26 protein-coding genes are annotated in these 22,096 nt (G+C 70.9%); 8 read left to right on the forward strand and 18 right to left on the reverse strand.

Annotated features, from left to right (window positions below; all coding sequences use genetic code 11):
* Positions 1 to 13 precede the first annotated feature (13 nt).
* Both PVE36_RS08310 and PVE36_RS08315 read left to right on the forward strand, forming a co-directional pair.
* The gene (locus PVE36_RS08310) at positions 14 to 769 is read left to right on the forward strand and encodes a hypothetical protein (RefSeq protein ID WP_277451522.1); all 756 of its coding nucleotides are present in this window, start codon (positions 14 to 16) and stop codon (positions 767 to 769) included.
* A 70-nt stretch (positions 770 to 839) separates the two neighbouring features.
* The gene (locus tag PVE36_RS08315; protein WP_277451524.1) at positions 840 to 1,031 is read left to right on the forward strand and encodes a hypothetical protein; all 192 of its coding nucleotides are present in this window, start codon (positions 840 to 842) and stop codon (positions 1,029 to 1,031) included.
* Here the strand turns inward: PVE36_RS08315 and glgA are convergent.
* On the reverse strand, positions 1,004 to 2,200 hold the full coding sequence (gene glgA / locus PVE36_RS08320) for a glycogen synthase (RefSeq protein ID WP_277451525.1): 1,197 nt from the start codon (positions 2,198 to 2,200) through the stop codon (positions 1,004 to 1,006). The genes PVE36_RS08315 and glgA overlap by 28 nt on opposite strands.
* Before the next feature lie 58 nt (positions 2,201 to 2,258).
* Between glgA and glgC the strand changes: the two genes are divergently transcribed.
* Positions 2,259 to 3,506 carry a glucose-1-phosphate adenylyltransferase gene (glgC, locus tag PVE36_RS08325; RefSeq protein ID WP_277451527.1) on the forward strand — a complete coding sequence of 416 codons (1,248 nt, stop codon included), beginning with the start codon at positions 2,259 to 2,261 and terminating at the stop codon, positions 3,504 to 3,506.
* 10 nt (positions 3,507 to 3,516) lie between these two features.
* Positions 3,517 to 4,212 carry a phosphoserine phosphatase SerB gene (gene serB, locus PVE36_RS08330; protein WP_277451528.1) on the forward strand — a complete coding sequence of 232 codons (696 nt, stop codon included), beginning with the start codon at positions 3,517 to 3,519 and terminating at the stop codon, positions 4,210 to 4,212.
* 10 nt (positions 4,213 to 4,222) lie between these two features.
* Here the strand turns inward: serB and fabI are convergent, their stop codons facing one another.
* Positions 4,223 to 4,978: an enoyl-ACP reductase FabI gene (fabI, locus tag PVE36_RS08335; RefSeq protein WP_277451531.1), complete on the reverse strand. Its 756-nt coding sequence runs from the start codon at positions 4,976 to 4,978 to the stop codon at positions 4,223 to 4,225.
* A gap of 41 nt (positions 4,979 to 5,019) precedes the next feature.
* On the reverse strand, positions 5,020 to 5,730 hold the full coding sequence (gene fabG, locus PVE36_RS08340; RefSeq protein ID WP_277451533.1) for a 3-oxoacyl-ACP reductase FabG: 711 nt from the start codon (positions 5,728 to 5,730) through the stop codon (positions 5,020 to 5,022).
* Between the two features lie 133 nt (positions 5,731 to 5,863).
* Here fabG and PVE36_RS08345 point away from each other — a divergent pair, with 133 nt between their 5' ends.
* From PVE36_RS08345 to PVE36_RS08355, 3 genes are read left to right on the forward strand one after another with little or no spacing between them, the layout of a single operon-like run.
* Complete coding sequence (locus PVE36_RS08345; protein ID WP_277451534.1) at positions 5,864 to 6,145, forward strand: DUF3099 domain-containing protein; 282 nt, start codon at positions 5,864 to 5,866, stop codon at positions 6,143 to 6,145.
* The gene (locus PVE36_RS08350; protein WP_277451535.1) at positions 6,142 to 6,354 is read left to right on the forward strand and encodes a hypothetical protein; all 213 of its coding nucleotides are present in this window, start codon (positions 6,142 to 6,144) and stop codon (positions 6,352 to 6,354) included. Before PVE36_RS08345 ends, PVE36_RS08350 begins: the two co-directional genes overlap by 4 nt.
* The gene (locus PVE36_RS08355) at positions 6,354 to 7,124 is read left to right on the forward strand and encodes an SURF1 family protein (RefSeq protein ID WP_277451537.1); all 771 of its coding nucleotides are present in this window, start codon (positions 6,354 to 6,356) and stop codon (positions 7,122 to 7,124) included. The genes PVE36_RS08350 and PVE36_RS08355 overlap by 1 nt, the downstream gene beginning before the upstream one ends.
* Before the next feature lie 4 nt (positions 7,125 to 7,128).
* On the opposite strand, the gene PVE36_RS08360 is transcribed toward PVE36_RS08355, so the two are convergent.
* From PVE36_RS08360 to PVE36_RS08385, 6 genes are all read right to left on the reverse strand, one after another.
* The gene (locus PVE36_RS08360; RefSeq protein ID WP_277451539.1) at positions 7,129 to 9,030 is read right to left on the reverse strand and encodes an ABC transporter ATP-binding protein; all 1,902 of its coding nucleotides are present in this window, start codon (positions 9,028 to 9,030) and stop codon (positions 7,129 to 7,131) included.
* Positions 9,031 to 9,111: 81 nt separating this feature from the next.
* Positions 9,112 to 9,294 (reverse strand): hypothetical protein, encoded by a 183-nt coding sequence (locus tag PVE36_RS08365; protein WP_277451541.1) that lies wholly within the window; start codon positions 9,292 to 9,294, stop codon positions 9,112 to 9,114.
* Between the two features lie 64 nt (positions 9,295 to 9,358).
* A complete protein-coding gene (locus PVE36_RS08370) occupies positions 9,359 to 9,757 on the reverse strand; it encodes a CbiX/SirB N-terminal domain-containing protein (RefSeq protein WP_277451542.1) in 399 nt (132 codons plus the stop codon).
* A gap of 10 nt (positions 9,758 to 9,767) precedes the next feature.
* Positions 9,768 to 10,505 (reverse strand): phosphoadenylyl-sulfate reductase, encoded by a 738-nt coding sequence (locus PVE36_RS08375; RefSeq protein WP_277241130.1) that lies wholly within the window; start codon positions 10,503 to 10,505, stop codon positions 9,768 to 9,770.
* Positions 10,502 to 12,160 carry a nitrite/sulfite reductase gene (locus PVE36_RS08380; protein WP_277451544.1) on the reverse strand — a complete coding sequence of 553 codons (1,659 nt, stop codon included), beginning with the start codon at positions 12,158 to 12,160 and terminating at the stop codon, positions 10,502 to 10,504. The genes PVE36_RS08375 and PVE36_RS08380 overlap by 4 nt, the downstream gene beginning before the upstream one ends.
* Before the next feature lie 76 nt (positions 12,161 to 12,236).
* Positions 12,237 to 13,835, reverse strand: a complete 1,599-nt coding sequence (locus PVE36_RS08385) for an ABC-F family ATP-binding cassette domain-containing protein (RefSeq protein ID WP_277451546.1) — start codon at positions 13,833 to 13,835, stop codon at positions 12,237 to 12,239.
* 113 nt (positions 13,836 to 13,948) lie between these two features.
* Between PVE36_RS08385 and PVE36_RS08390 the strand changes: the two genes are divergently transcribed.
* A complete protein-coding gene (locus PVE36_RS08390; protein ID WP_277451549.1) occupies positions 13,949 to 14,869 on the forward strand; it encodes a neutral zinc metallopeptidase in 921 nt (306 codons plus the stop codon).
* A gap of 14 nt (positions 14,870 to 14,883) precedes the next feature.
* On the opposite strand, the gene PVE36_RS08395 is transcribed toward PVE36_RS08390, so the two are convergent.
* From PVE36_RS08395 to PVE36_RS08435, 9 genes are read right to left on the reverse strand one after another with little or no spacing between them, the layout of a single operon-like run.
* A complete protein-coding gene (locus tag PVE36_RS08395) occupies positions 14,884 to 15,444 on the reverse strand; it encodes an acVLRF1 family peptidyl-tRNA hydrolase (RefSeq protein ID WP_277451552.1) in 561 nt (186 codons plus the stop codon).
* 3 nt (positions 15,445 to 15,447) lie between these two features.
* A complete protein-coding gene (locus tag PVE36_RS08400) occupies positions 15,448 to 15,777 on the reverse strand; it encodes a metal-sulfur cluster assembly factor (RefSeq protein WP_277451554.1) in 330 nt (109 codons plus the stop codon).
* Entirely contained in the window at positions 15,774 to 16,244 is a 471-nt protein-coding gene (gene sufU, locus PVE36_RS08405; RefSeq protein ID WP_277451556.1) for a Fe-S cluster assembly sulfur transfer protein SufU, read from the reverse strand. The genes PVE36_RS08400 and sufU overlap by 4 nt, the downstream gene beginning before the upstream one ends.
* Entirely contained in the window at positions 16,244 to 17,524 is a 1,281-nt protein-coding gene (locus PVE36_RS08410; RefSeq protein WP_277451557.1) for a SufS family cysteine desulfurase, read from the reverse strand. The genes sufU and PVE36_RS08410 overlap by 1 nt, the downstream gene beginning before the upstream one ends.
* A gap of 2 nt (positions 17,525 to 17,526) precedes the next feature.
* On the reverse strand, positions 17,527 to 18,306 hold the full coding sequence (gene sufC / locus PVE36_RS08415; protein WP_277451559.1) for a Fe-S cluster assembly ATPase SufC: 780 nt from the start codon (positions 18,304 to 18,306) through the stop codon (positions 17,527 to 17,529).
* A gap of 48 nt (positions 18,307 to 18,354) precedes the next feature.
* The gene (locus PVE36_RS08420) at positions 18,355 to 18,705 is read right to left on the reverse strand and encodes a non-heme iron oxygenase ferredoxin subunit (RefSeq protein ID WP_277451560.1); all 351 of its coding nucleotides are present in this window, start codon (positions 18,703 to 18,705) and stop codon (positions 18,355 to 18,357) included.
* Entirely contained in the window at positions 18,702 to 19,886 is a 1,185-nt protein-coding gene (sufD, locus tag PVE36_RS08425; RefSeq protein WP_277451561.1) for a Fe-S cluster assembly protein SufD, read from the reverse strand. The genes PVE36_RS08420 and sufD overlap by 4 nt, the downstream gene beginning before the upstream one ends.
* Entirely contained in the window at positions 19,886 to 21,307 is a 1,422-nt protein-coding gene (gene sufB / locus PVE36_RS08430; protein ID WP_277451562.1) for a Fe-S cluster assembly protein SufB, read from the reverse strand. Before sufB ends, sufD begins: the two co-directional genes overlap by 1 nt.
* Complete coding sequence (locus PVE36_RS08435; RefSeq protein ID WP_277451563.1) at positions 21,304 to 22,029, reverse strand: metalloregulator ArsR/SmtB family transcription factor; 726 nt, start codon at positions 22,027 to 22,029, stop codon at positions 21,304 to 21,306. The genes sufB and PVE36_RS08435 overlap by 4 nt, the downstream gene beginning before the upstream one ends.
* Positions 22,030 to 22,096 lie beyond the last annotated feature (67 nt).

Here is a 22,096-nt window from a genome sequence, read left to right on the forward strand (position 1 = left end):
TATCATCGGTGAGATGCACGAACTGCCCGCTTCCGTCCGTGTCGCCCTGTGGGTCACCCACGCCTGGGCCGACGGCACGAGGATGCCCGATGCCCTCCGGCGGGCGCTGCCGGACGTCGACCACACCGAGGGCCTGCGCGAGCAGCTCGACCTGTGGCGCGACCTCGGCGAGGCGGCCGTGCTCGTCGCCCTCCCCGGTCCCGGGCACACCGCCGGTCTGCCCCGGTGCGGGCCTGTCGCCACCGAGGCTGCGGTCGAGGCGGGCGAGGCCCTCTTCGTGCCCGGTCTGGGCGGCATGCTCGTGCCGGAGCACTCCTCGTACGGCTCCGCGGGCGCCACGGCGCACCGGATCGACTGGGTGGCCCACGACTCCGACCCGGTGCCGGTCCACCGGATCGAGGCGCTCGACCACTCCCAGCTCGAGCGCCACCTGCGCCAGCGGGTGCTCGCCGCCGTCGACGACCTCGAGGACATCGACGGTCGGCCGTGGTCGAGCGACATCGCCCACGACCTCGTCGACGACCGCCTCGGCGCCGACTGGGCCCTGCCGCCGCAGCTCCCCGACCGGGCGCGCAGCGTCATCGGGATGGCGGCCACCCTCTCCGTCGCCGCCACGCTCGGCCTGGAGCACTCCGGCGCGCTCTCCGCGGCCCACGAGCACACGCGCGCGAGTGCCCTGCGCTCCCTGCACCGGGACGCCGAGCGGACGCTCGCCGACGCGACCAACGCCGCCTGCGCCACCTTCGCCGGCTGGGTGCCCACGCGGTGACGGGCGTCCGGGAGCTGCGGACCGCGCGGTTGCGGTTGCTCCCGGTACGCCCGCACGCGGCAGGAGGCCCGTGACTTCTGGACGCCGCGCATCCCGGGCCCGCAGTGGATCGGCCACCTCGACTCCGGTCCGGTGGGCTGGTGGGCGCTGTGGCCGCGCGAAGGGGGCCGGGTCCGTCGTCGAGGACCCCCTGCCGGGGGCCGAGCTCGGCGAGGTCATCGCCGAGGTCACCCGTCAGGAGTGGTCGAGCACCGAGGCGTAGACCTGCATCGTGCGGTCACCGATACTCGCCCAGGAGAACTGCTCCACCGCGCGCTGCCGGCCCGCGGCACCCCGCGCGGCGGCGCGCTGCGGGTCGGCGAGCGCCTCGGTGAGCGCAGCCGCGAGGTCACGCTCGAAGACCGCGGTGTCCACGGGCGTCCCGGTCCCGTCCTGCACCTGCTCGATGGGCACCAGCCACCCGGTCCCGCCGTCGACGACGACCTCGGGGATCCCACCGGTGGCGGTCGCGACGACGGGCAGCCCGCACGCCATCGCCTCGAGGTTGACGATGCCGAGCGGCTCGTAGACCGAGGGGCAGGCGAAGACCGTCGCCGAGGTCAGCAGGGCGATCACCTCGTGCCGCGGCAGCATCTCCGGGATCCAGACGACCCCGTCGCGCTCCCGGCGCAGGTCGGCGATGAGCCCCTCGACCTCGGCGAGCAGCTCCGAGGTGTCCGGCGCCCCGGCGCACAGGACGAGCTGGACGTCCGCGGGCAGGTCCTTCGCCGCGCGGAGCAGGTGCGGCAGACCCTTCTGCCGGGTGATCCGCCCGACGAAGACGACGGACGGACGCTCGGGGTCGACCCCGTGCCGACGCACGACGTCGAGGTCCTCCCCGGGCTGCCACAGCTGCGAGTCGATGCCGTTGTGCACCACGTGCACCCGCGCCGGGTCGATGGCCGGATAGCTGCGCAGGATGTCCGCACGCATCCCCGCACTGACGGCGATGACCGCGGAGGCGGACTCGTAGGCGGAGCGCTCCACCCACGAGGAGAGCCGGTAGCCACCGCCGAGCTGCTCGGCCTTCCACGGCCGCAACGGCTCGAGGCTGTGCGCGGACACGATGTGCGGGACGCCGTGCAGGAGCGAGGCGGTGTGCCCGGCGAAGTTCGCGTACCAGGTGTGGCTGTGCACCAGGTCCGCACCGCCGCAGTCCGCGGCCATGGCGAGGTCGACACCCATCGTCGTCAACGCCGCGTTGGCCCCCGACAGGGTGTCCGGCTCTCGGTAGGCGGTCGTCCCCACTTCGTCCCGGGGCTCGCCGAAGCAGCGCACCCGCACGTCCGTGTCGCCGCGCTCGCGCAGGGCGCGGCTGAGCTCCGCCACGTGGACCCCCGCACCGCCGTAGATCGCCGGAGGGTATTCCTTGGTCAGGATGTCGACGCGCACCTGCACAGCGTAGGCCTGAACCGAGTAGGTTCGGCGGTGAGCGAAGGGAGTGTGTCCGATGCCTGGTGGAAAGCACCCGAAGGTCCTTGCGATCGTCCTCGCCGGTGGCGAGGGCAAGCGCCTGATGCCGCTCACGGCGGATCGGGCCAAGCCGGCGGTGCCCTTCGGGGGCATCTACCGCCTCGTCGACTTCGCGCTGAGCAACGTCGTCAACTCCGGCTACGCGAAGATCATCGTGCTCACCCAGTACAAGTCGCACAGCCTCGACCGGCACGTCAGCCAGGCCTGGCGGCTGGCCTCGCCGCTGGGGCACTACGTCGCGCCCGTGCCGGCCCAGCAGCGCCGCGGCAAGAGCTGGTACACGGGCAGTGCGGACGCGATCTACCAGTCCTTCAACGCGATCGTCGACGAGCGACCCGAGCTCGTGGTCGTCGTCGGGGCCGACCACGTCTACCGGATGGACTTCTCCGACATGGTCACCCAGCACCGCGAGTCGGGCGCGGACTGCACGGTGGCCGCGATCCGGCAGCCGATCGAGCAGGCGGGCCAGTTCGGGGTCATGGAGGTCGGCGAGGACGGACGTCGCATCACCGCCTTCCGGGAGAAGCCGAGCGACGCGCAGGGGCTGCCCGACGCGCCGCACGAGGTGTTCGCGTCGATGGGCAACTACGTCTTCAGCACCGAGGCACTCATGGACGCGATCCGCGCCGACGCCGAGACCGAGTCCACGCACGACATGGGCGGCGACATCGTGCCCGCCTTCGTCGAGCGCGGCAGCGCGTACGCCTACGACTTCGCGGACAACACCGTCCCCGGGTCCACCGACCGCGACCGGGGCTACTGGCGCGACGTCGGCACCATGGACAGCTACTTCGACGCGCACATGGACCTGACCTCAGTCCTGCCGGTCTTCAACCTCTACAACTACGACTGGCCGATCAACACCCACCAGGGTGCCTTCCCCCCGGCGAAGTTCGTCCACGCGGACGGTGAACGCGCCGGCGGGGCGACGAACTCGATCGTCTCCCCCGGCGTCGTCGTCTCCGGGGGCCACGTGGACAACTCGGTCCTCTCCCCCGGCGTCTTCGTCCACTCCTACAGCTCGATCAGCGACAGCGTCCTCCTCGACGGGGTCGACATCGGTCGGCACGCCCGGCTGGAGCGGGTCATCGTCGACAAGGGCGTGCGCGTGCCCGACGGGATGCACCTGGGTGTCGACGCCGAGGCGGACCGGGCACGCGGGCTGCACGTGACTGCATCAGGGATCACAGTCGTCGGCAAGGGACACGTCTTCGACGAGACCTAGACTGCGGCGCATGACTCCACTGCCCGGCGAGGGCCCGATCGCCGTCGTCCTCGACGTCGACTCCACCCTCATCCAGGACGAGGTCATCGAGCTGATCGCCGACCACGCGGGCACCCGTGAGGAGGTCACGGCCGTCACCGAGGCCGCCATGCGGGGCGAGCTGGACTTCACCGGGAGCCTGCACGCGCGGGTCGCGACCCTCGAGGGCCTGTCGGCGACGGTCCTCGACCAGGTGCGTGCAGCCGTGCGGCTCACCCCCGGCGCACGCACCCTCGTCACGACGCTCACCGAGGCCGGCCACGTCGTGGGGATCGTCAGCGGCGGCTTCATGGAAGTCGTCGCCCCACTCGCCGAGCAGCTGGGCATCGAGACCCTCAGGGCCAACACCCTCGAGGTGGTCGACGGGCACCTCACCGGGGCCGTGCTCGGAGACGTCGTGGACCCGACGACGAAGGCCGACTTCCTCACCCGCCTGGCGGCCGGGGCGGGCATCGACATGGACCGCACGGTCGCGGTCGGTGACGGCGCGAACGACCTGCAGATGATGGCCGCCGCCCATCTGGGCATCGCCTTCTGCGCCAAGCCCACCGTCCGCGAGCACGCCGACGTCGCCGTCGACGAGCGGGACCTTCGGCGGATCCTCGAGCTGCTCGGTATCGATCCCCTGCCCCAGGCGGACGACGAGGGTGGCCACCCTCTCGCGTGAGTGGGGCGGGCTAGAGACCCATCGCGTGCACGCCGCCGTCGACGTGCAGGATCTCCCCCGTCGTGGCGGGGAACCAGTCGGACAGCAGCATCGTGCACGCCTTGGCGGTGGGCACCGGGTCGCCGACGTCCCAGCCGAGCGGTGCGCGGTCGTCCCAGTTCTCCTCGAACTGCTCGAAGCCGGGGATCGACTTCGCGGCCGTGGTCTTGATCGGGCCGGCGGCGACGAGGTTGCAGCGCACGCCCTTCGGTCCGAGGTCGCGCGCGAGGTAGCGGTTGGTCGACTCGAAGGCCGCCTTGGCCACGCCCATCCAGTCGTAGACCGGCCAGGCATAGGAGGCGTCGAAGGTCAGGCCCACGACCGAACCACCCTCGGCCATCCGCGGCAGCGCGGCGACGGCCAGCGCCTTGAGCGAGAAGGCGGAGACGTGGACCGCGGTCGCGACGTCCTCCCAGTCGGCCTCGAGGAAGTTGAAGGCACCCTCGGGCGCGAACCCGATCGAGTGCAGCACCCCGTCGAGCGTCTCGGCGTGCTCGCCGACACGGTCGGCAAGGGCCGCGAGGTCCTCGTCGCTGGTGACGTCGAGCTCGATGACCGGCGCCTCCTGCGGCAGACGCTTGGCGATCGAGCGGGTGATCTTCATGGTCCGGCCGAAGCTGGTCAGGATCACCTGCGCCCCCTGCTCCTGCGCGAGCTTCGCGACGTGGAAGGCGATCGAGGACTCCATGAGGACGCCCGTGATGAGGAAGGTCTTGCCGGTGAGCATCTGCTGCCTTTCGTCAGGTGGTGTGTCGGACGCGAGCCCGGTTAGTGGCCCATGCCGAGGCCGCCGTCGACGGGGATGACCGCGCCGGAGACGTAGCCCGCGTCGTCGGAGGCGAGGAAGGAGACCGCCCCGGCGACCTCCTCCGCCTGCCCGTAGCGCTTGGCCGGGATGGCGGCCTGGTACTCGGCGCGGGTGTTCTCGGGGAGCTCGGCCGTCATGTCGGTCTCGATGAAGCCGGGCGCGACGACGTTGGCGGTGATGCCCCGGGCACCGAGCTCCCGGGTCATCGACCGCGCCATCCCGACGAGCCCCGACTTCGATGCGGCGTAGTTGGCCTGCCCCGGCGAGCCGTACAGCCCGACGACGCTCGAGAGCAGGATGACCCGCCCGAAGCGCGCCTTGACCATCGCGGTCGCCGCCCGGCGCACGCAACGGAAGGTGCCGTGCAGGTTGGTGTCGACGACGGAGGAGAAGTCGTCGTCGGACATGCGCATCAGCAGGGTGTCCTTGGTGATCCCCGCGTTGGCGACGAGCACCTCGACGTCCCCGCCGAGCCGCTCCTTCGCCTCCGCGAAGGCGGCGTCGACCGAGTCGCTGTCGGTGATCTCGCAGGCCACGACGTCCAGGCCCTCGACGGGGTCGCCGGACCGGGAGGTCACGACGACACGGTGGCCGTCGGACTGCATCCGACGGGCGATCGCCTCACCGATCCCCCTGTTGCCCCCGGTCACGAGCACGCGGCGCGCTGTCATCGCCTCTCCTTCGTCGTCATCCCTCTGTGGGTCACATCACGTCGGGATCGACGCTAGAGCACTACCGCCGGGTAGCCGGCAACGGGTCCGGCCCACGGACGTGCACACACCGTGCGGGCGTACCCTTGGAGACGTGCCACGACCTGCCGTCCCGTCGATCACGACTGCCCCGGTCACCCTCCGGGAGGAGCAGTCCGGGCGGATGCGCCAGTACCTGTGGACCATGGCCCTGCGCACCGCCTGCTTCATCGGCGCCTACTTCTTCGAGGGCTGGCTGCGCTGGACCTGCGTCGCCCTCGCCGTGGTCCTGCCGTACGTCGCCGTCGTCCTCGTCAACGCGGTCCGACCGCGGGGCGTCGCCGAGATCGACACCCCCGCCGGGCAGCACCGGCAGCGCCAGCTGGAGTCGCGATGAGCGAGGAGCTGGTGTGCAGCCGCAAGGCCTGCCGACAGCAGGCCACCCGCGCGGTGCTGTGGCGCAACCCGCGCATCCACGACGAGACCCGCCAGAAGGTGTGGCTCGCCTGCGACGAGCACGAGCCCGTCCTGCGTGACCACCTGTCGGTGCGCGGCTTCCCGGTCCGCACCTGCGGGATCGACGAGATCCCGGCCGACGCCGGCTGATGCTGCGCGTCCTCCTGACCCCGAGATGGCTCGGGTGGCTCGCCCTCGCCGCCGTGGTGGCCATCGTGTGCACCCTGCTCGGCCAGTGGCAGTGGTCCCGGTACGAGGACAAGGCGGCCCGGGCCGACCGCATCGAGGCGCACTACGAGGCCGACCCCGTGCCCGCCGACGAGGTCCTCACGCAGGAGCGCCTCCCGACCGAGCGGCAGTGGACGAGGGTCACGGCCTCCGGCGAGTACCTCCCCGACGAGCAGCTGCTCGTGCGCAACCGCCCGCTCGAGGGGACCTACGGGTACGAGGTGCTCGTCCCCCTTCGCCTCGAGGGCGGGGAGCTGCTGGTCGTCGACCGGGGCTGGGTGCGCAACAGTCCGAAGGGGGCCGATGTCGCCCCCGAGGTCCCCTCGCCGCCGCAGGGCCCGGTGACGATCACCGGCTGGGCTCTGCAGGGCGAGCCCGACCTCGGCCGGGACCTGCCCGCCGGGCAGGTCGCCAGCATCCACCTGCCGGAGGTCGCCGATCGCGTCGGCGGGCCCGTCCTGGGCGGCTACGTCTCCCTCCAGTCCGAGGACCCCTCCGTGGAGCGCCCGGCCCCGCTCGAGGTCCCCGACACCGGGACCGGGCCGCACCTGGCCTACGCGATCCAGTGGTGGCTCGTCGGGCCGGCCGTCCTCGTCCTCTACGTCGTGGCGCTGCGCCGCGAGGCGGGCGTGGGCGGGACCCGCGCCCCCCGGGAGAAGAAGGTGCGCATCTGGGACGAGGAGGACGGCTGACCCGTCAGCGGGCGACCTCGATGCTGTCCGGCTCCTCGACGGCCGGCCCGTCGTACTGCGTCGCGTAGAGCGTGGCGTAGAGCCCGCCCTGCCCGAGCAGCTGCTCGTGGGTGCCGCGCTCGACGATGCTGCCCTGGTCGACGACGAGGATCTGGTCGGCCGCACGGATCGTCGACAGCCGGTGGGCGATGACGATGGCGGTGCGCCCCTCGAGCGCGGTGTCGAGGGCCCGCTGCACGGCCACCTCGGACTCGCTGTCGAGGTGCGCGGTGGCCTCGTCGAGGATGATCACGCCGGGTGACTTCAGCAGCAGCCGCGCGATGGCGAAGCGCTGCTTCTCGCCGCCGGACAAGCGGTGGCCGCGATCCCCGACGATGGTGTCCAGACCGGCCGGCAGCGCCGCGACGAGCGGGAGGACCTGCGCCGCGTCGAGCGCCGCGAGCATCTCCTCCTCGGTCGCCTCCGGACGGGCGTACGCGAGGTTGCCGCGGATCGTGTCGTGGAAGAGGTGCGCCTCCTGGGTGACCATGCCGACGGTGTCGCCGACCGACTCCAGCGTCGCCTCCCGCAGGTCCACTCCCCCGATGCGCACGGCGCCGTCGGTCGGGTCGTAGAAGCGCGTGACGAGCGAGGTGATCGTGCTCTTGCCGGCGCCGCTCGGACCGACGAGCGCGATGAGCTGCCCCGGCTCCGCGCGCAGGTCCACGCCCCGCAGGACGGGTCCCCCGCCCTCGCGGTCCCCCGTCCGGCCCCCGTCGAGGGAGAGCAGGGAGATCTCGTCGGCACCCGGGTAGGTGAAGTGGACGTCGTCCAGCTCCACCGACAGCGCCTCCCCCCGCGGGAGGGGGCGGGCGTCGCGCGCCTCGGTGATGCTCGAGGGCATGTCGAGCAGCTCGAAGAGGCGGGCGAAGGAGACCAGCGCCGTGAGGATGTCGATGTGCACGTTGGAGATCGCCGTCAGCGGCCCGTACAGACGGGCCAGCAGCGCAGCGAGGGCCAGCAGGGTACCGACGGTCATCGTGCCCTCGACGGCCATGATGCCGCCGAAGCCGTAGACCATCGCCGTCGCCAGCGAGGCCAGCGCGGTGATGGTGACGAAGAAGAAGGCGCGGTTGACGGCGATCCGCACGCCGATGTCGCGCACCCTCGCCGCGCGCACGTCGTACTCGGCCACCTCGCGGGCGGGACGGCCGAAGATCTTCACCAGCAGGGCACCGGCGACGTTGAACCGCTCGGTCATCTGGGTGCCGAGCTCGGCGTTGAGGTTCATCTGCTCGCCGGAGAGCGCGGCCAGGCGCCGGCCCATCCACTTCGCGGGGAGGATGAAGAAGGGCACGAGCACGAGGGCCGCGACCGTCAGCCGCCAGGACAGGGAGAACATCGCGGCGAGGATGAGCACGAGCGAGATGACGTTGCTGACCACGGAGGAGAGCACCGTGGTGAAGGCCTGCTGTGCCCCGATGACGTCGTTGTTGAGGCGGCTGACGAGCGCGCCGGTCTGGGCCCGGGTGAAGAAGGCGATCGGCTGGTGCAGCACGTGCTCGAAGACCTGGGTGCGCATGTGGTGGATCAGGCCCTCGCCGATGCGGGCCGACAGCCACCGCTGCACGAGGGTCGTCACCGCCTCGACGAGCGCCATGGCGGCGACGAGCAGCGAGAGGGTGATGACGACCTGGCGGTTCTGCGGGGTCACCCCGTCGTCGATGAGGCGCTGCAGCAGGAGCGGCACCGCGACGACGGTCACGGAGCCGAGGGCGACGAGGACGAGGAAGGCGATGATCGTGCGCGTGAAGGGCTTGGCGTAGCCGAGCACCCGACGGGCCGTGCCGGGCGGCAACGGGGTCGAGACGACGTCGTCGCCGCGGCTCATGGACCGCATGAGCCCCCACGCGTTGTTCATCGACATCCGTCGGTCTCCTCCCGCGTCGCCTGCTCCCGGGAGCGTCAACCACCGCATCGTCCCGGGGATTCCCCCGGGGCCATGGTCTCAGGCCAGGACGCGGTGCAGGACGAGGTCGGCGACGGCGCGGGTGTCGGTCAGCCCACCCCGGACGAAGGGGGCTCCCCCTTCGTCGGCGAAGGCCGCCGCCTTGTCGTGGAGGACGCCCTCGGCGAGGACGACCGGCACCACCGTGCGGCCGGTCGCCGCGCCCGTGCGGGGTGCTGCCAAGGTGGTCGTGGTCCACGTGGGCCGGTTGCCGGAGGCGACGAGGCGGGCCAGGCCGGCTGCCGCCTCACCGGAGCTCGACCCCCGGCGACGAGGAGGGTCGGCGCCGACGGGTCGTGGCCGGCGCCGGACAGACGCTCCTCGACCGCCTCGAGCAGGAGGGGTGCCCACCCAGCGCCGGGACGGTGCGGACCCGGGCGCCGTGGGCGGCGAGCTCCCGCGCGGCTGCCGGGACGTCGACCCGTGAGTGGAAGGCGGGGGTCAGGAGCAGGGGCAGCAGGGTCACCTCGCCCGAGAGGCCACGCGCCAGCTCGTGGGGACGGGTGCCGTACTCCTCGATGTAGGCCAGGTGGGTCGGTCCGCGACCGGCCTCCGCCAGGGGGACAGCGACCCGCTCCCGCAGGCGCTCGAGGGCGAGGGCGTGCCGCGGGTCCGGGGAGCCGTGGGCCAGCAGGACGGTCGTCATGCCCGCCGGCTCACGTGTGCAGCCCGCACTCCACCTTGTCCTGCCCGGACCAGCGACCGGCGCGGGGGTCCTCGCCCTCGGCGACCGGCCGGGTGCACGGGGCGCACCCGATCGAGGCGTAGCCACTCTGGCGAAGGGGGTTGAGGAACACCTCCTCGTCGGCGACGAAACGATCGACGTCCTCCTGCGTCCAGCCGGCGAGCGGGTTGATCTTGACCATGCCCCGCGCCTCGTCCCAGCCCACGACGGCGATGTCGGTGCGGGTGGGTGCGTCCTCGCGGCGCATCCCGGTCACCCAGGCGTCGCGGTCGGCCAGCGCCCGGTTGAGCGGCTCGACCTTGCGCATCGCGCAGCAGGCATTGGGGTCCCGGTCGTGCAGTCGCGGACCGTGCTCGGCGTCCTGCTGCGCGACGGTCAGAAGCGGCAGGATGGTGCGGATGCGCACCGGGAGCATCTCCTGGAAGGCGTCCCGGGTGCCCAGGGTCTCGGCGAAGTGGTACCCGGTGTCGAGGAAGAACACGTCCGTGCCGCTCAGCGTCGTGCCGACGAGGTGCACCAGGACCTCGTCCCCCATCGAGCTGGCGACGGTCAGGCCGGCGCCGAAGGTCTCGTCGGCCCAGGTGAGCGCCCGGCGGGCGAGCTCCACCCTGCCTTCGTGGGTCCCGGACAGCTCGGCCTCGAGCGCGGCGAATCGGTCGCGACCCGCATCGGCCTGGTCGCGGAGGTGACCGGTGGCCGTGGTCGTCATCGCAGGTCGTCCTCGTCGGCGCGACGTGCCCAGGAGTGGAAGGACTCGTCCGGCTCGCGCTGGTCGAGGTAGGTGCGGGCGAGCCGCTCGATGTAGTCGGGCAGGTCCTCGGCCGCGACCTTCAGGGCCCGGGTCTTGCGCGCCAGCGCGGTGTCCTCGGCCAACGAGCCCCCGAGCAGGACCTGGAAGACCTCCTGGTAGGAGCCGTCGGCCTTCTGGTCGATCATGCCCTTCAGACCGACGTCGCCGACCTGGCTGCGGGCGCAGGCGTTGGGGCAGCCGTTGATGTGGATGCTGAAGGGGATGTCGATGTGCGGCAGGCGCTTCTCCAGCTCCTCGACCGTCCAGCGTGCGCGCTCCTTGGTGTCGGTCAGGGCGAGCTTGCAGTACTCCAGCCCCGTGCAGGCCAGGACGTTGCGGCGCCACTCGCTCGGGTGGACGACGAGGTCGATCCCACGCAGGTCCTGCGCGAGCTGGTCCGCCTCCTGCGGCGGGACGTCGAGGACGAGGACCTTCTGGTGGGGGGTGAAGCGGATGCGCCGGCTCCCGACGCCCTCGGCGAGCTCGACCAGCCGGACCAGCTTGTCGCCACTCATCCGGCCGGCGATCGGCGCCGCCCCGACCCACACGCGACCGTCCTGCTGCTCGTGGATCCCGACGTGGTCGCGGCGCGTACCCGGAGCGACCGTCGCCGCCGGTCCGTCGAGGAGACGGCGACCGAGGTAGTCGTTCTCCAGCACCTCGCGGAACTTCTGCGCCCCCCAGTCCTTGACGAGGAACTTCAACCTCGCCTTGTTGCGCAGCCGGCGGTAGCCGTGGTCGCGGAAGATCGAGGTGACGCCCTCCCAGACGGCGGGCACCTCCTCCGACGGGACCCACACGCCCAGACGCTGGGCAAAGATCGGCTGGACCGACAGCCCGCCGCCGACCCAGACGTCGAAGCCCGGTCCGTGCTCGGGGTGGTGGACGCCGACGAAGGAGATGTCGTTGATCTCGTGGGCGATGTCATGGACCGGGGAGCCGGAGATGGCGGTCTTGTACTTACGCGGCAGGTTGGAGAACTCGGGGTTCCCGATCCACCGACGCTTGATCTCCTGCATCGCGCTCGTGCCGTCGACGATCTCGTCCTTCTCCACCCCGGCCACGGGCGAGGCGATGATGGTGCGGGGGCAGTCGCCGCAGGCCTCCGTCGAGCCCAGGTCGACCGCCTCGAGTCGCCGCCAGATCTCGGGGACGTCCTCGATCCGCACGTTGTGCAGCTGGATGTTCTGCCGGTCGCTGATGTCGGCGCTGCCCTCGGCGAAGTCATTGCTGATGTCGGCGATGGTGCGCACCTGCTGCGTGGTCAGCTGGCCGCCGTCGCTGCGCACCCGCATCATGAAGCGATTGTCGGAGATGTCCTCCTCGCCGGTGTGCGTGCCGTCGAGGCCGGGCTTGCGCTGCGTGTACAGGCCCATCCACCGGAAGCGACCGGTGAGGTCGTCGTGCGCGATCGAGTCGAAGCCCTGCTTCGAGTACACGTCGATGATCCGCTGGCGGACGTTGAGCGCGTCGTCCTCCTGCTTGAACGCCTCGTTGTGGTTCAGCGGGGTCCGGTCGCCGTCGGCCCAGGCGCCGGTGGCCTTGGTGCGGGTGGGGCGGGTCGTCACAGTCACGACGCCTATCCTACGGCGTCACTTATGCAATCCATAACCCATGGTTATGGTTGTCTCACCGACTGGGCGATGCCCCTCAGGCCAGGGTCACCAGGTCGCGGTAGTCGGCGTTCCAGAAGTCCTCGATCCCGTCGGGCAGCAGCAGGATCCGCTCCGGCTGCAGCGCGTCGACGGCACCCTCGTCGTGGGTGACGAGGACGACGGCGCCCTTGAAGGACGCCAGCGCGCCGAGGATCTCCTCCCGGCTGGCCGGGTCGAGGTTGTTCGTCGGCTCGTCGAGGAGCAGGACGTTGGCGCTGGAGACGACGAGCAGGGCGAGGGACAGGCGCGTCTTCTCCCCGCCGGAGAGGACCCCCGCCGGCTTCTCGACGTCGTCGCCGGAGAAGAGGAAGGACCCCAGCACCTTGCGCACGTCGGTCTCGCCGAGGTCCGGTGCGGCGGACTTCATGTTGGCCAGCACGGTCCGGTCGACGTCGAGGTTCTCGTGCTCCTGCGCGTAGTAGCCGAGCTTGAGCCCGTGCCCGGGCTCGACCTGCCCCGTGTCGGGGGTGTCCACGCCGGCGAGCATCCGCAGCAGCGTCGTCTTGCCCGCACCGTTGAGCCCGAGCACCACGACCTTGCTCCCCCGGTCGATCGCCAGGTCGACGTCGGTGAAGATCTCCTGGCTGCCGTAGGAGCGGGACAGGCTCGAGGCGCGAAGGGGGGTCCGCCCGCAGGGAGCCGGGTCCGGGAAGCGCAGCTTGGCCACCTTGTCGTTGACCCGCTCACCCTCGACACCCGCGAGCATCTTCTCGGCACGCTTGATCATCTGCTGGGCCGCAGTGGCCTTCGTGGCCTTGGCGCGCATCTTGTCCGCCTGCTGCAGCAGGGCGTCGGCCTTCTTCTGCGCGTTCTGCAGCTCACGCCTGCGACGGCGCTCGTCGGTCTCGCGCTGCTGGAGGTAGTTGCGCCACCCCATGTTGTAGATGTCGAGCTCGCACCGGTTGGCGTCGAGGTGGAAGACGCGGTTGACGACGACCTCGAGCAGCTCGACGTCGTGGCTGATGATGATCAGCCCGCCCTTGTAGTTCTTCAGGTGCTCGCGCAGCCACGCGATGGAGTCGGCGTCGAGGTGGTTGGTCGGCTCGTCGAGCAGCAGGGTCTCGTTGCCGGAGAAGAGGATCCGAGCCAGCTCCACCCGTCGCCGCTGACCACCGGAGAGGGTCTCGAGCGTCTGGTCGAGACGGTCCTCGTCGATCCCGAGGGCCGACGCCATGCTCGCCGCCTCCGACTCGGCCGCGTAGCCACCGACGGCCTCGAACTCCTCCTGCAGCCGCGCGAAGCGGGACATCGCCCGCTCCTGGGTCTCCGTGTCGGCGCTGGCCATCCGCTGCTCCGCGGTGCGGCGGTCGGTGACGATGCGGTCGAGGCCGCGCGCGGAGAGGATGCGCTCGCGGGCCGTGACGCTCAGGTCGCCCGTGCGCGGGTCCTGCGGCAGGTAGCCGATCCCCCCACCGGAGGTGACCTCGCCCGAGGCCGCCTGCCCCTGACCGGCGAGCACCTTCGTCAGGGTCGTCTTGCCGGCACCGTTGCGCCCGACGAGGCCCACCCGGTCACCCGGCGCGACCCGGAAGGTCGCGCCCTCGAGAAGGATCCGGGAGCCAGCGCGCAGCTCGATCCCGGTTGCTGTGATCACGGGTGGTTCTCCTGCAGATGTCGAAGGGGGGTCGGCGGCTAGTGTAGGTCGCGGACCAGCGGGTTCCCGCATCCGTTCGTCGACCCCGGACCATGCCGCGTGGAGGCCTGCTGATGAGCATCAACGACAACGCCTCGCTCGACACCTCGCGGATGGGCGGGGGCGGCGGTCGCACGGGAGGCCGCGGTCCGATGCTCGCCGGCGGTGGTGGTGCCCTCGGCCTGGTCGTCGCGGTCATCCTCGTCCTCACCGGCAACGGCGACGTGCTCACCTCGGGTGGTGACGGCCAGCCCACCGCCGGCGGTGACGACCGCCTCACGCACAAGTGCCGGACCGGCGCGGACGCCGCCCAGGACCGGGAGTGCCTCATGGTGCTCGGGGAGAACAGCCTGCACGACTTCTGGAGCAGCCAGCCCGACCTCGCCCGCGACCTGTCCGAGGCCGGTGCGGACTTCCGCGGTCCGCGCCAGGTCGTGGTCTACCGGGGCCGGACGCAGTCGCAGTGCGGGACCGCGAGCAACCAGATCGGGCCCTTCTACTGCCCACTCGACGAGTCCATCTTCATCGACACCGACTTCTTCGACCTGATGGAGCGCCGGCTCGGCGCCGAGGACGGCACGCTCGCGGAGCTGTATGTCCTCGCCCACGAGTACGGGCACCACGTCGAGAACGTCTACGGGGTGCTCGAGGAGGCGCAGAAGGACCCGCAGGGACCCTCCTCGGGGGCGGTGCGGGTGGAGCTCATGGCCGACTGCTTCGCCGGGATGTGGATCCGGGGCGCGACCCGGACCACCGACGCCGAGGGACGGCCGCTGCTGACCGACGTCACCGAGGCCGATGTGCGCAACGCGATGGGCGCGGCCAAGGCGGTCGGCGACGACGAGATCCAGAAGAAGTCCGGGGGCGGCGTCGACCCGGAGGCCTGGACGCACGGCTCCGCGCGGGCGCGTCAGGCATGGTTGTTGCGCGGCATGGGGGCCGAGTCGATCACCGCCTGCGACACCTTCGCCGTGGCGGAGCCCAACGCCGTCTGAGGCCCCGGGGTCGCTCAGTCGTCGAGGACGAAGCGCACGGCCCTGGCCCGTCGGGCCGCCTCCCGCAGGACGGTCAACCGCGGGTCGGGCAGGTCCCACAGGGTGCGTCGCTCGAGGTCACCCAGGTGGGCCAACCGGGGGTCGGTGAGCACCTGCTCGGCCAACGAGCGGTCACCGCCCAGCACGAGCGCGTCCACGCGCCCGGGTGGCAGGTGCCTGAGCGCGAGCTCGGCCACGGCGGTGACGACGGCATCGGCCTGGTTCCCCCGCCGGCGGCTGTAGCGCTGCTGGCTCCACCCGCCCGCCTTCGTGCGCGACTGCACGTACCGGGTGCCGCACTTGTGGGAGGTGAGCTCACCCCCTTCGTCCACACCGACGGCGTGACCACCGCGACGCACGAGGACGAGCCCGATCCTCGCGTGGTCGAAGGTCTCCCCCACCGCGCGGACGCCATCACCCCCGGTGAGCAGCACTCGGCCCGGCTCGACGGCGGTGGTGACGCCGTCGTGCCGGGCCGCGAAACCGTCGACCCACCGGTCGAGGCGATGGGCACCGACCTCGACGCGGCGGGTCATCGATCAGATGTTGAAGCCGAGGGCGCGCAGCTGCTCTCGCCCGTCGTCGGTGATCTTGTCCGGGCCCCACGGCGGCATCCAGACCCAGTTGATCCGGGAGTCCGTGACGAGGTCCGACAGGGCCTGGGTCACTTGGTCCTCGATGACATCGGTCAACGGGCAGGCCGCGGACGTGAGCGTCATGTCGATGACGGCGTGGTTCTGCGGGTCGACGGTGATGCCGTAGACGAGGCCGAGGTCGACGACGTTGATGCCGAGCTCGGGGTCGACGACGTCGCGCAGCGCCTCCTCGACGTCCGCGACATTGCTGGGGGTCGGTGCCTGGGCGGTCATGCGCTCTCTCCTTCGGGTTCGTTCGCGACATCGACGCCTGCCTGGGCCAGGGCGTCGGTGAGGGCCATCCATCCGAGCAACGCGCACTTCACGCGCGCCGGGTACTGCGCGACGCCGGCCAGGGCGACGCCGTCGCCGATGACCTCCTCGTCGCCCCTCTCCTGGCCGCGGCTGGTGAGCATCTGCCGCATCGCGGCGTGGATCTCCATCGCGTCGTTGATCGACTCGCCGGTCAGCTCGTCGGCGAGGATCGAGGTGCTCGCCATCGAGATCGAGCACCCCATCGCCTCGTACGAGATGTCGGTGATCGTGGCGTCCGGCCCGGTGCCGTCGAGGTGCACCCGCAGGGTGACCTCGTCACCGCAGGTCGGGTTGACGTGGCTGACCTCGGCCTGGTGCCCCTCGCGCAGGCCGTGCCCCACCTGGCGCTTCGAGTGGTCCAGGATCAGCTCCTGGTAGAGGTCCATCAGGCAGCCCCCTTGTCCACGCCGAAGATGCCGGGCACGGTGTCGAGCGCCCTCATGAGCGCGTCGATCTCGTCCGGGGTGTTGTAGACGGCCAGCGAGGCGCGCGTGGTGGCCGCGACCTTGAAGGCGCGGTGCAGCGGCCACGCGCAGTGGTGCCCGACGCGCACGGCCACGCCGTGGTCGTCGAGGACCTGGCCGACGTCGTGCGCGTGCACACCGTCGACGACGAAGCTGACCGCGGCGCCCCGGTGCACCGTGTCCGGCGGACCGATGAGGCGGACCCAGTCACGGGCCGCGACCTGCTCGAGCAGCTGCGCCGTGAGCGCCCGCTCGTGGGCGGCGATGCGCTCGATGCCGATCTCGCGGATCCAGCGCACGGCGGCGCCCAGACCGATTGCCTGGCTGGTCATCGGCACGCCGGCCTCGAAGCGGGTCGGCGGCGGCATGTAGGTGCTGCCCTCCATCCGCACGGCCTCGATCATCGAGCCCCCGGTGAGGAAGGCCGGCATCTGATCGAGCAGGTCGTAACGGCCCCACAGGACCCCGATGCCGCTCGGGCCGTACATCTTGTGGCCGGAGAAGGCGAGCAGGTCCACGCCGAGGTCGGTGACGTCCACCGGCAGGTGGGGCACCGACTGGCAGGCGTCGAGGACCGTGATCGCGCCCACGGACTTCGCCGCGGCGACGAACCGCGGGACGTCGCTGACGGCACCGAGCACGTTGGAGGCATGGGTGAAGGCCATGACCTTCGTGCGCTCGGTGACCATCTCCTCGAGCTGGTCCATGTCGAGGCGGCCGGTCTCGGTGACCCCGATCCAGCGCAGGGTCGCGCCGGTGCGACGGCACAGCTCCTGCCACGGCACGAGGTTGGCGTGGTGCTCGGCCTCGGTGATGAGGATCTCGTCCCCCTCACCGACGCGAAGGGGGGAACCCACCTCCGCGTTGGAGAAGGCGTAGGCCGCCAGGTTCAGCGCCTCGGTGGCGTTCTTGGTGAAGACCACCTCGCGCTCGGCGGCGCCGATGAAGGCGGCGATGTCCGCACGTGCCTGCTCGTAGGCCTCGGTGGCCTCCTCGGACAGCGCGTGCGCGCCGCGGTGCGGTGCGGAGTTCGCCGTGAGGAGGAACTCCCGCTCGGCGTCCAGCACCGCCAGCGGCTTGTGCGAGGTGGCCCCGGAGTCCAGGTAGACCAGCGGTTTGCCCCCGCGCACGCTGCGCCCGAGGATCGGGAACTGCTCGCGCAGGGCGGCCAGCTCCGTGTCGGGGATCAGCTTCTCCGTCATGATCACGCCCCGGTGACCGCGGCGGGCTCCCCCGTCGGGACGAAGCGGTCGTAGCCCTCGGCCTCGAGCTGGTCGGCCAGCTCCGCGCCGCCCTGCTCGGCGATGCGGCCGTCGACGAAGACGTGCACCTGGTCGGGCTTGATGTAGCGCAGGATCCGCGTGTAGTGGGTGATGAGCAGGACGCCGGAGTCGGTCTTGTCCTGCACGCGGTTGACACCCTCGGAGACGACGCGGAGCGCGTCGACGTCCAGGCCGGAGTCCGTCTCGTCGAGGACGGCGAACTTCGGCTTGAGCAGCTCCATCTGGAGGATCTCGTGGCGCTTCTTCTCCCCGCCGGAGAAGCCCTCGTTGACGTTGCGGTCCGCGAAGGCCGGGTCCATGCGCAGCTCACCCATGGTCGTGCGCACGTCCTTGACCCAGTGGCGCAGCTTCGGGGCCTCGCCGTCGATGGCGGTCTTGGCGGTGCGCAGGAAGTTGCTCACCGTGACACCGGGGACCTCGACGGGGTACTGCATGGCGAGGAAGAGTCCCGCACGGGCGCGCTCGTCGACGCTCATCGACAGCACGTCCTCGCCGTCGAGGGTGATCGACCCGGAGGTGACCGTGTACTTGGGGTGACCGGCGATGGAGTACGCGAGGGTCGACTTGCCGGAGCCGTTGGGCCCCATGATCGCGTGCGTCTCACCGGACTTGAGGGTCAGCGTGACGCCCTTGAGGATCTCCTTGGAGCCCTCCTCGGTGTCGACGCTGACGTGCAGGTCCTTGATCTCGAGCGTTGCCATTCTGTTCGTCCTTCGTAAGTCGAAATAAGTGTGGTGGGCCGGCGACCGTCAGACCGTGCGCGGCGCCTCGTCGGAGAGCGCGACGAACACCTCGCCGTCGGTGACTCGCGTGGTGTGCACGACCACGGGGACCGTGGCCGGCAGGCTGGTCGGCTTGCCGGACAGGAGGTTGAACCGCGAGCCGTGCAGCCAGCACTCGATCTCGCAGCCCTCGACGTCGCCCTCGGACAGCGACACCCGTCCGTGCGTGCACTCGTCGTCGATGCAGTGCACGTCGCCGTCCTCGGTGTGGATGATCGAGACGATCCGTCCCTGGATCTCCGCCTTGGCAGCGCCCACGTCCGGCAGCTCGTCGAGCCGGCAGACGCGGACGAAGTCGGCCTCGGTCGCGGTGCTCATGCGCTCGCCCCCGAGCTCGCCTCGAGCTCCTCGTCGATGGCGGCCATGACCTTCTCGCTGATCTCGGCGTCACCGATGCGCTGGACGATGCTGTGGAAGAAGCCGCGCACGACGAGGCGACGCGCCAGCTCCTGCGGGATGCCGCGGGACTGCAGGTAGAACAGCTGCTGGTCGTCGAAGCGTCCGGTCGTCGAGGCGTGGCCGGCACCGACGATCTCGCCGGTCTCGATCTCGAGGTTGGGCACCGAGTCCGCCCGCGCCCCGTCGGTGAGGACGAGGTTGCGGTTGAGCTCGTAGGTGTCGGTCCCCTCCGCGGCAGCCCGGATGAGCACGTCGCCCACCCAGACCGTCTGCGCCGTCTCGCCCTGCAGCGCGCCCTTGTACTCGACGTTGCTGCGGCAGTGCGGGGCCTCGTGGTCGACGAAGAGCCGGTGCTCCAGGTGCTGTCCGGCGTCGGCGAAGTACACACCCAGGCCCTCGAAGGACCCACCGGGGCCGGCGTAGGTCGCGTTGGTGTTCAGGCGCACGATGCCGCCGCCGATGGAGACCGCGATGTGCCGCACCGACGCGTCCCGGCCGACCACGACGTCGTGCTGGCCGAGGTGGTGGGTGTCGTCCTCCCAGTCCTGCAGGCTTACGACCGTGACCGTGGAGCCGTCGCCGGCCAGCACCGTCACCAGCTCGGTGAAGTCGGTCGAGCCGGTGTGGTTGAGCACGATCGTCGCCGAGGCGAAGGCACCGACCCGCACGACCATGTGGCCGTGGACGGTCTCGCGCTGGACGCCATCGAGGTGGATGCGTACCGGCTCGGTGAGCTCGGCCTCCTTCGGCACGTCGACGAGGGCGATGCCCTCACCGTGGGCCGCCGCCAGCGCCGCCGGCCGGTCCACCGGCTTGGGCAGCGAGTCGCGACCCAGCTCCTCCACGGAGCTCGTCGTGAGCGTGACGCCCTCCGGCAGGTGCGTGGTCCACTCGAGCGTGGCGCTGCTCGGCTCGTCCGCCAGGAGGGTCGTCAGGCGGCTGATCGGGGTGAACCGCCAGTCCTCCTCGCGGCCCTCGGGCATCGGGAAGTCGGCGACCTCCCAGGAGCGGGTGCGCTCCGCCCGGGACTGGTCCGGGACCATCGTCTCGCCGGAGTGGGTGTGAGCCTGTCGGCTCGGGGTGTCAGCCAGCAGGCTCATCAGCCAACGGCTCCTTCCATCTGGAGTTCAATGAGGCGGTTCAGCTCGAGGGCGTACTCCATCGGCAGCTCCTTCGCGATCGGCTCGACGAAGCCGCGCACGATCATCGCCATCGCCTCCTCCTCGTTCATCCCGCGGGACATGAGGTAGAAGAGCTGGTCGGCGGAGACCTTCGACACGGTCGCCTCGTGACCCATCTGCACGTCGTCCTCGCGGACGTCGACGTACGGATAGGTGTCCGATCGGCTGATGGTGTCGACGAGCAGCGCGTCACAGACCACGTTCGACTTCGAGTTCGTCGCTCCCTCGAGGACCTGGACCAGTCCGCGGTAGGAGGTGCGTCCACCACCGCGGGCGACGGACTTGGAGATGATCGAGCTGGAGGTGTTGGGCGCGGCGTGGACCATCTTGGCCCCGGCGTCCTGGTGCTGGCCCTCGCCGGCGAGGGCGACGGAGAGGGTCTCGCCCTTGGCGTACTCACCCATGAGGAAGCAGGCGGGGTACTTCATCGTCACCTTGGAGCCGATGTTGCCGTCGACCCACTCCATCGTGCCGCCCTCCTCGACCGTGGTGCGCTTGGTCACGAGGTTGTACACGTTGTTCGACCAGTTCTGGATCGTCGTGTACCGCACGCGGGCGTTCTTCTTCACGACGATCTCGACGACGGCGCTGTGCAGCGACGCGGTCGTGTAGATCGGTGCGGTGCAGCCCTCGACGTAGTGCACGGAGGAGCCCTCGTCGGCGATGATCAGCGTCCGCTCGAACTGGCCCATGTTCTCGGTGTTGATCCGGAAGTAGGCCTGCAGCGGGATGTCGACGTGGACGCCCGGCGGCACGTAGATGAAGGAACCACCCGACCAGACGGCGGTGTTCAGCGCCGAGAACTTGTTGTCCCCGGCCGGGATGACGGTGCCGAAGTACTCCCGGAAGAGGTCCTCGTGCTCACGCAGGCCGGAGTCGGTGTCGACGAAGATGACGCCCTTCTCCTCCAGGTCCTCCCGGATCTGGTGGTAGACGACCTCCGACTCGTACTGGGCCGCGACGCCCGCGACGAGGCGCTGCTTCTCCGCCTCGGGGATGCCGAGCTTGTCGTAGGTGTTGCGGATGTCCTCGGGCAGGTCCTCCCAGGAGCTGGCCTGGTTCTCGGTGGACTTCACGAAGTACTTGATGTTCTGGAAGTCGATCCCGGTGAGGTCGCTCCCCCAGCTGGGCATCGGCTTCTTGCCGAAGAGACGCAGCGACTTCAGGCGCAGGTCACGCATCCACTGCGGCTCGTTCTTGCGGTCGCTGATGTCCCGCACGACGTCCTCGTTGAGGCCCCGCTTGGCCGACTCACCGGCCGCGTCGCTGTCGGACCAGCCGTACTCGTAGCGGCCGATGTCCTTGAGCCCTGGGTTCAGCTCTTCGATGTTGGTGCTCATCGGGTGGACCTCTCTGTGTTGGGTCGCGCCCCCGGCGTGGGGACGAAGGTGGTGCAGACGTGGTTGCCCTGGGCCAGGGTGGCCAGGCGCTGGACGTGGACGCCGAGAAGGCGGCTGAATGCGTCGGTCTCCGCCTCGCACAGCTCCGGGAACTCCGTGGCGACGTGCTGGACCGGGCAGTGTCCCTGGCACAGCTGGACACCGACGCTGCTGTCCTCGCCGACCGGACGGGCGCTGGCAGCGTAGCCCTCGAGGCGCAGGGCCTCGACGAGGGCCTGCGTACGGGCGCGGGGATCCTCCCCTGCGGCATCGAGCCGCTCCCGGACACGCTCCTCCAGACCGGCGACCCGCGTGTCGGCGAAGGCACGCACTGCGTCCTCGCCGCCCTGCGCGCGCAGGAAGCGCATCACCTCGGAGGCCAGCTCGTCGTACTCGGACACGAGGTGGTCGTGGCCGGAGTCGGCCACGACCCACTCCCGGGCCGGACGGCCGCGGCCCCGCTTGCCCTGGTGGGGCGCCCGACTGCTGACCGAGGAGTCCTCGGCCAGCTGGTCGAGATGTCGCCGCACCCCGGTGGCCGTGAGGCCGAGCCGGTGGGCGATGTCCGCCGCGGTGATCGGCCCGTGCTCGCTGATCACCGCGAGCACGCGCTCGCGGGTGCTCGCATCACGGGTCTCGGCGTCGCCGTGCGACGTCGAGGTCTCCCGCGCTGAATTAAACACACTCCCATGTTACGTAATTATGGGCGGGAGACAACAAAGGCACCCCTAACCGTGGGCCGCGCTTGCG

Origin of the sequence: Janibacter sp. DB-40 (genome assembly GCF_029510815.1) — a bacterium.
In the GTDB taxonomy this organism is placed as follows: domain Bacteria; phylum Actinomycetota; class Actinomycetes; order Actinomycetales; family Dermatophilaceae; genus Janibacter.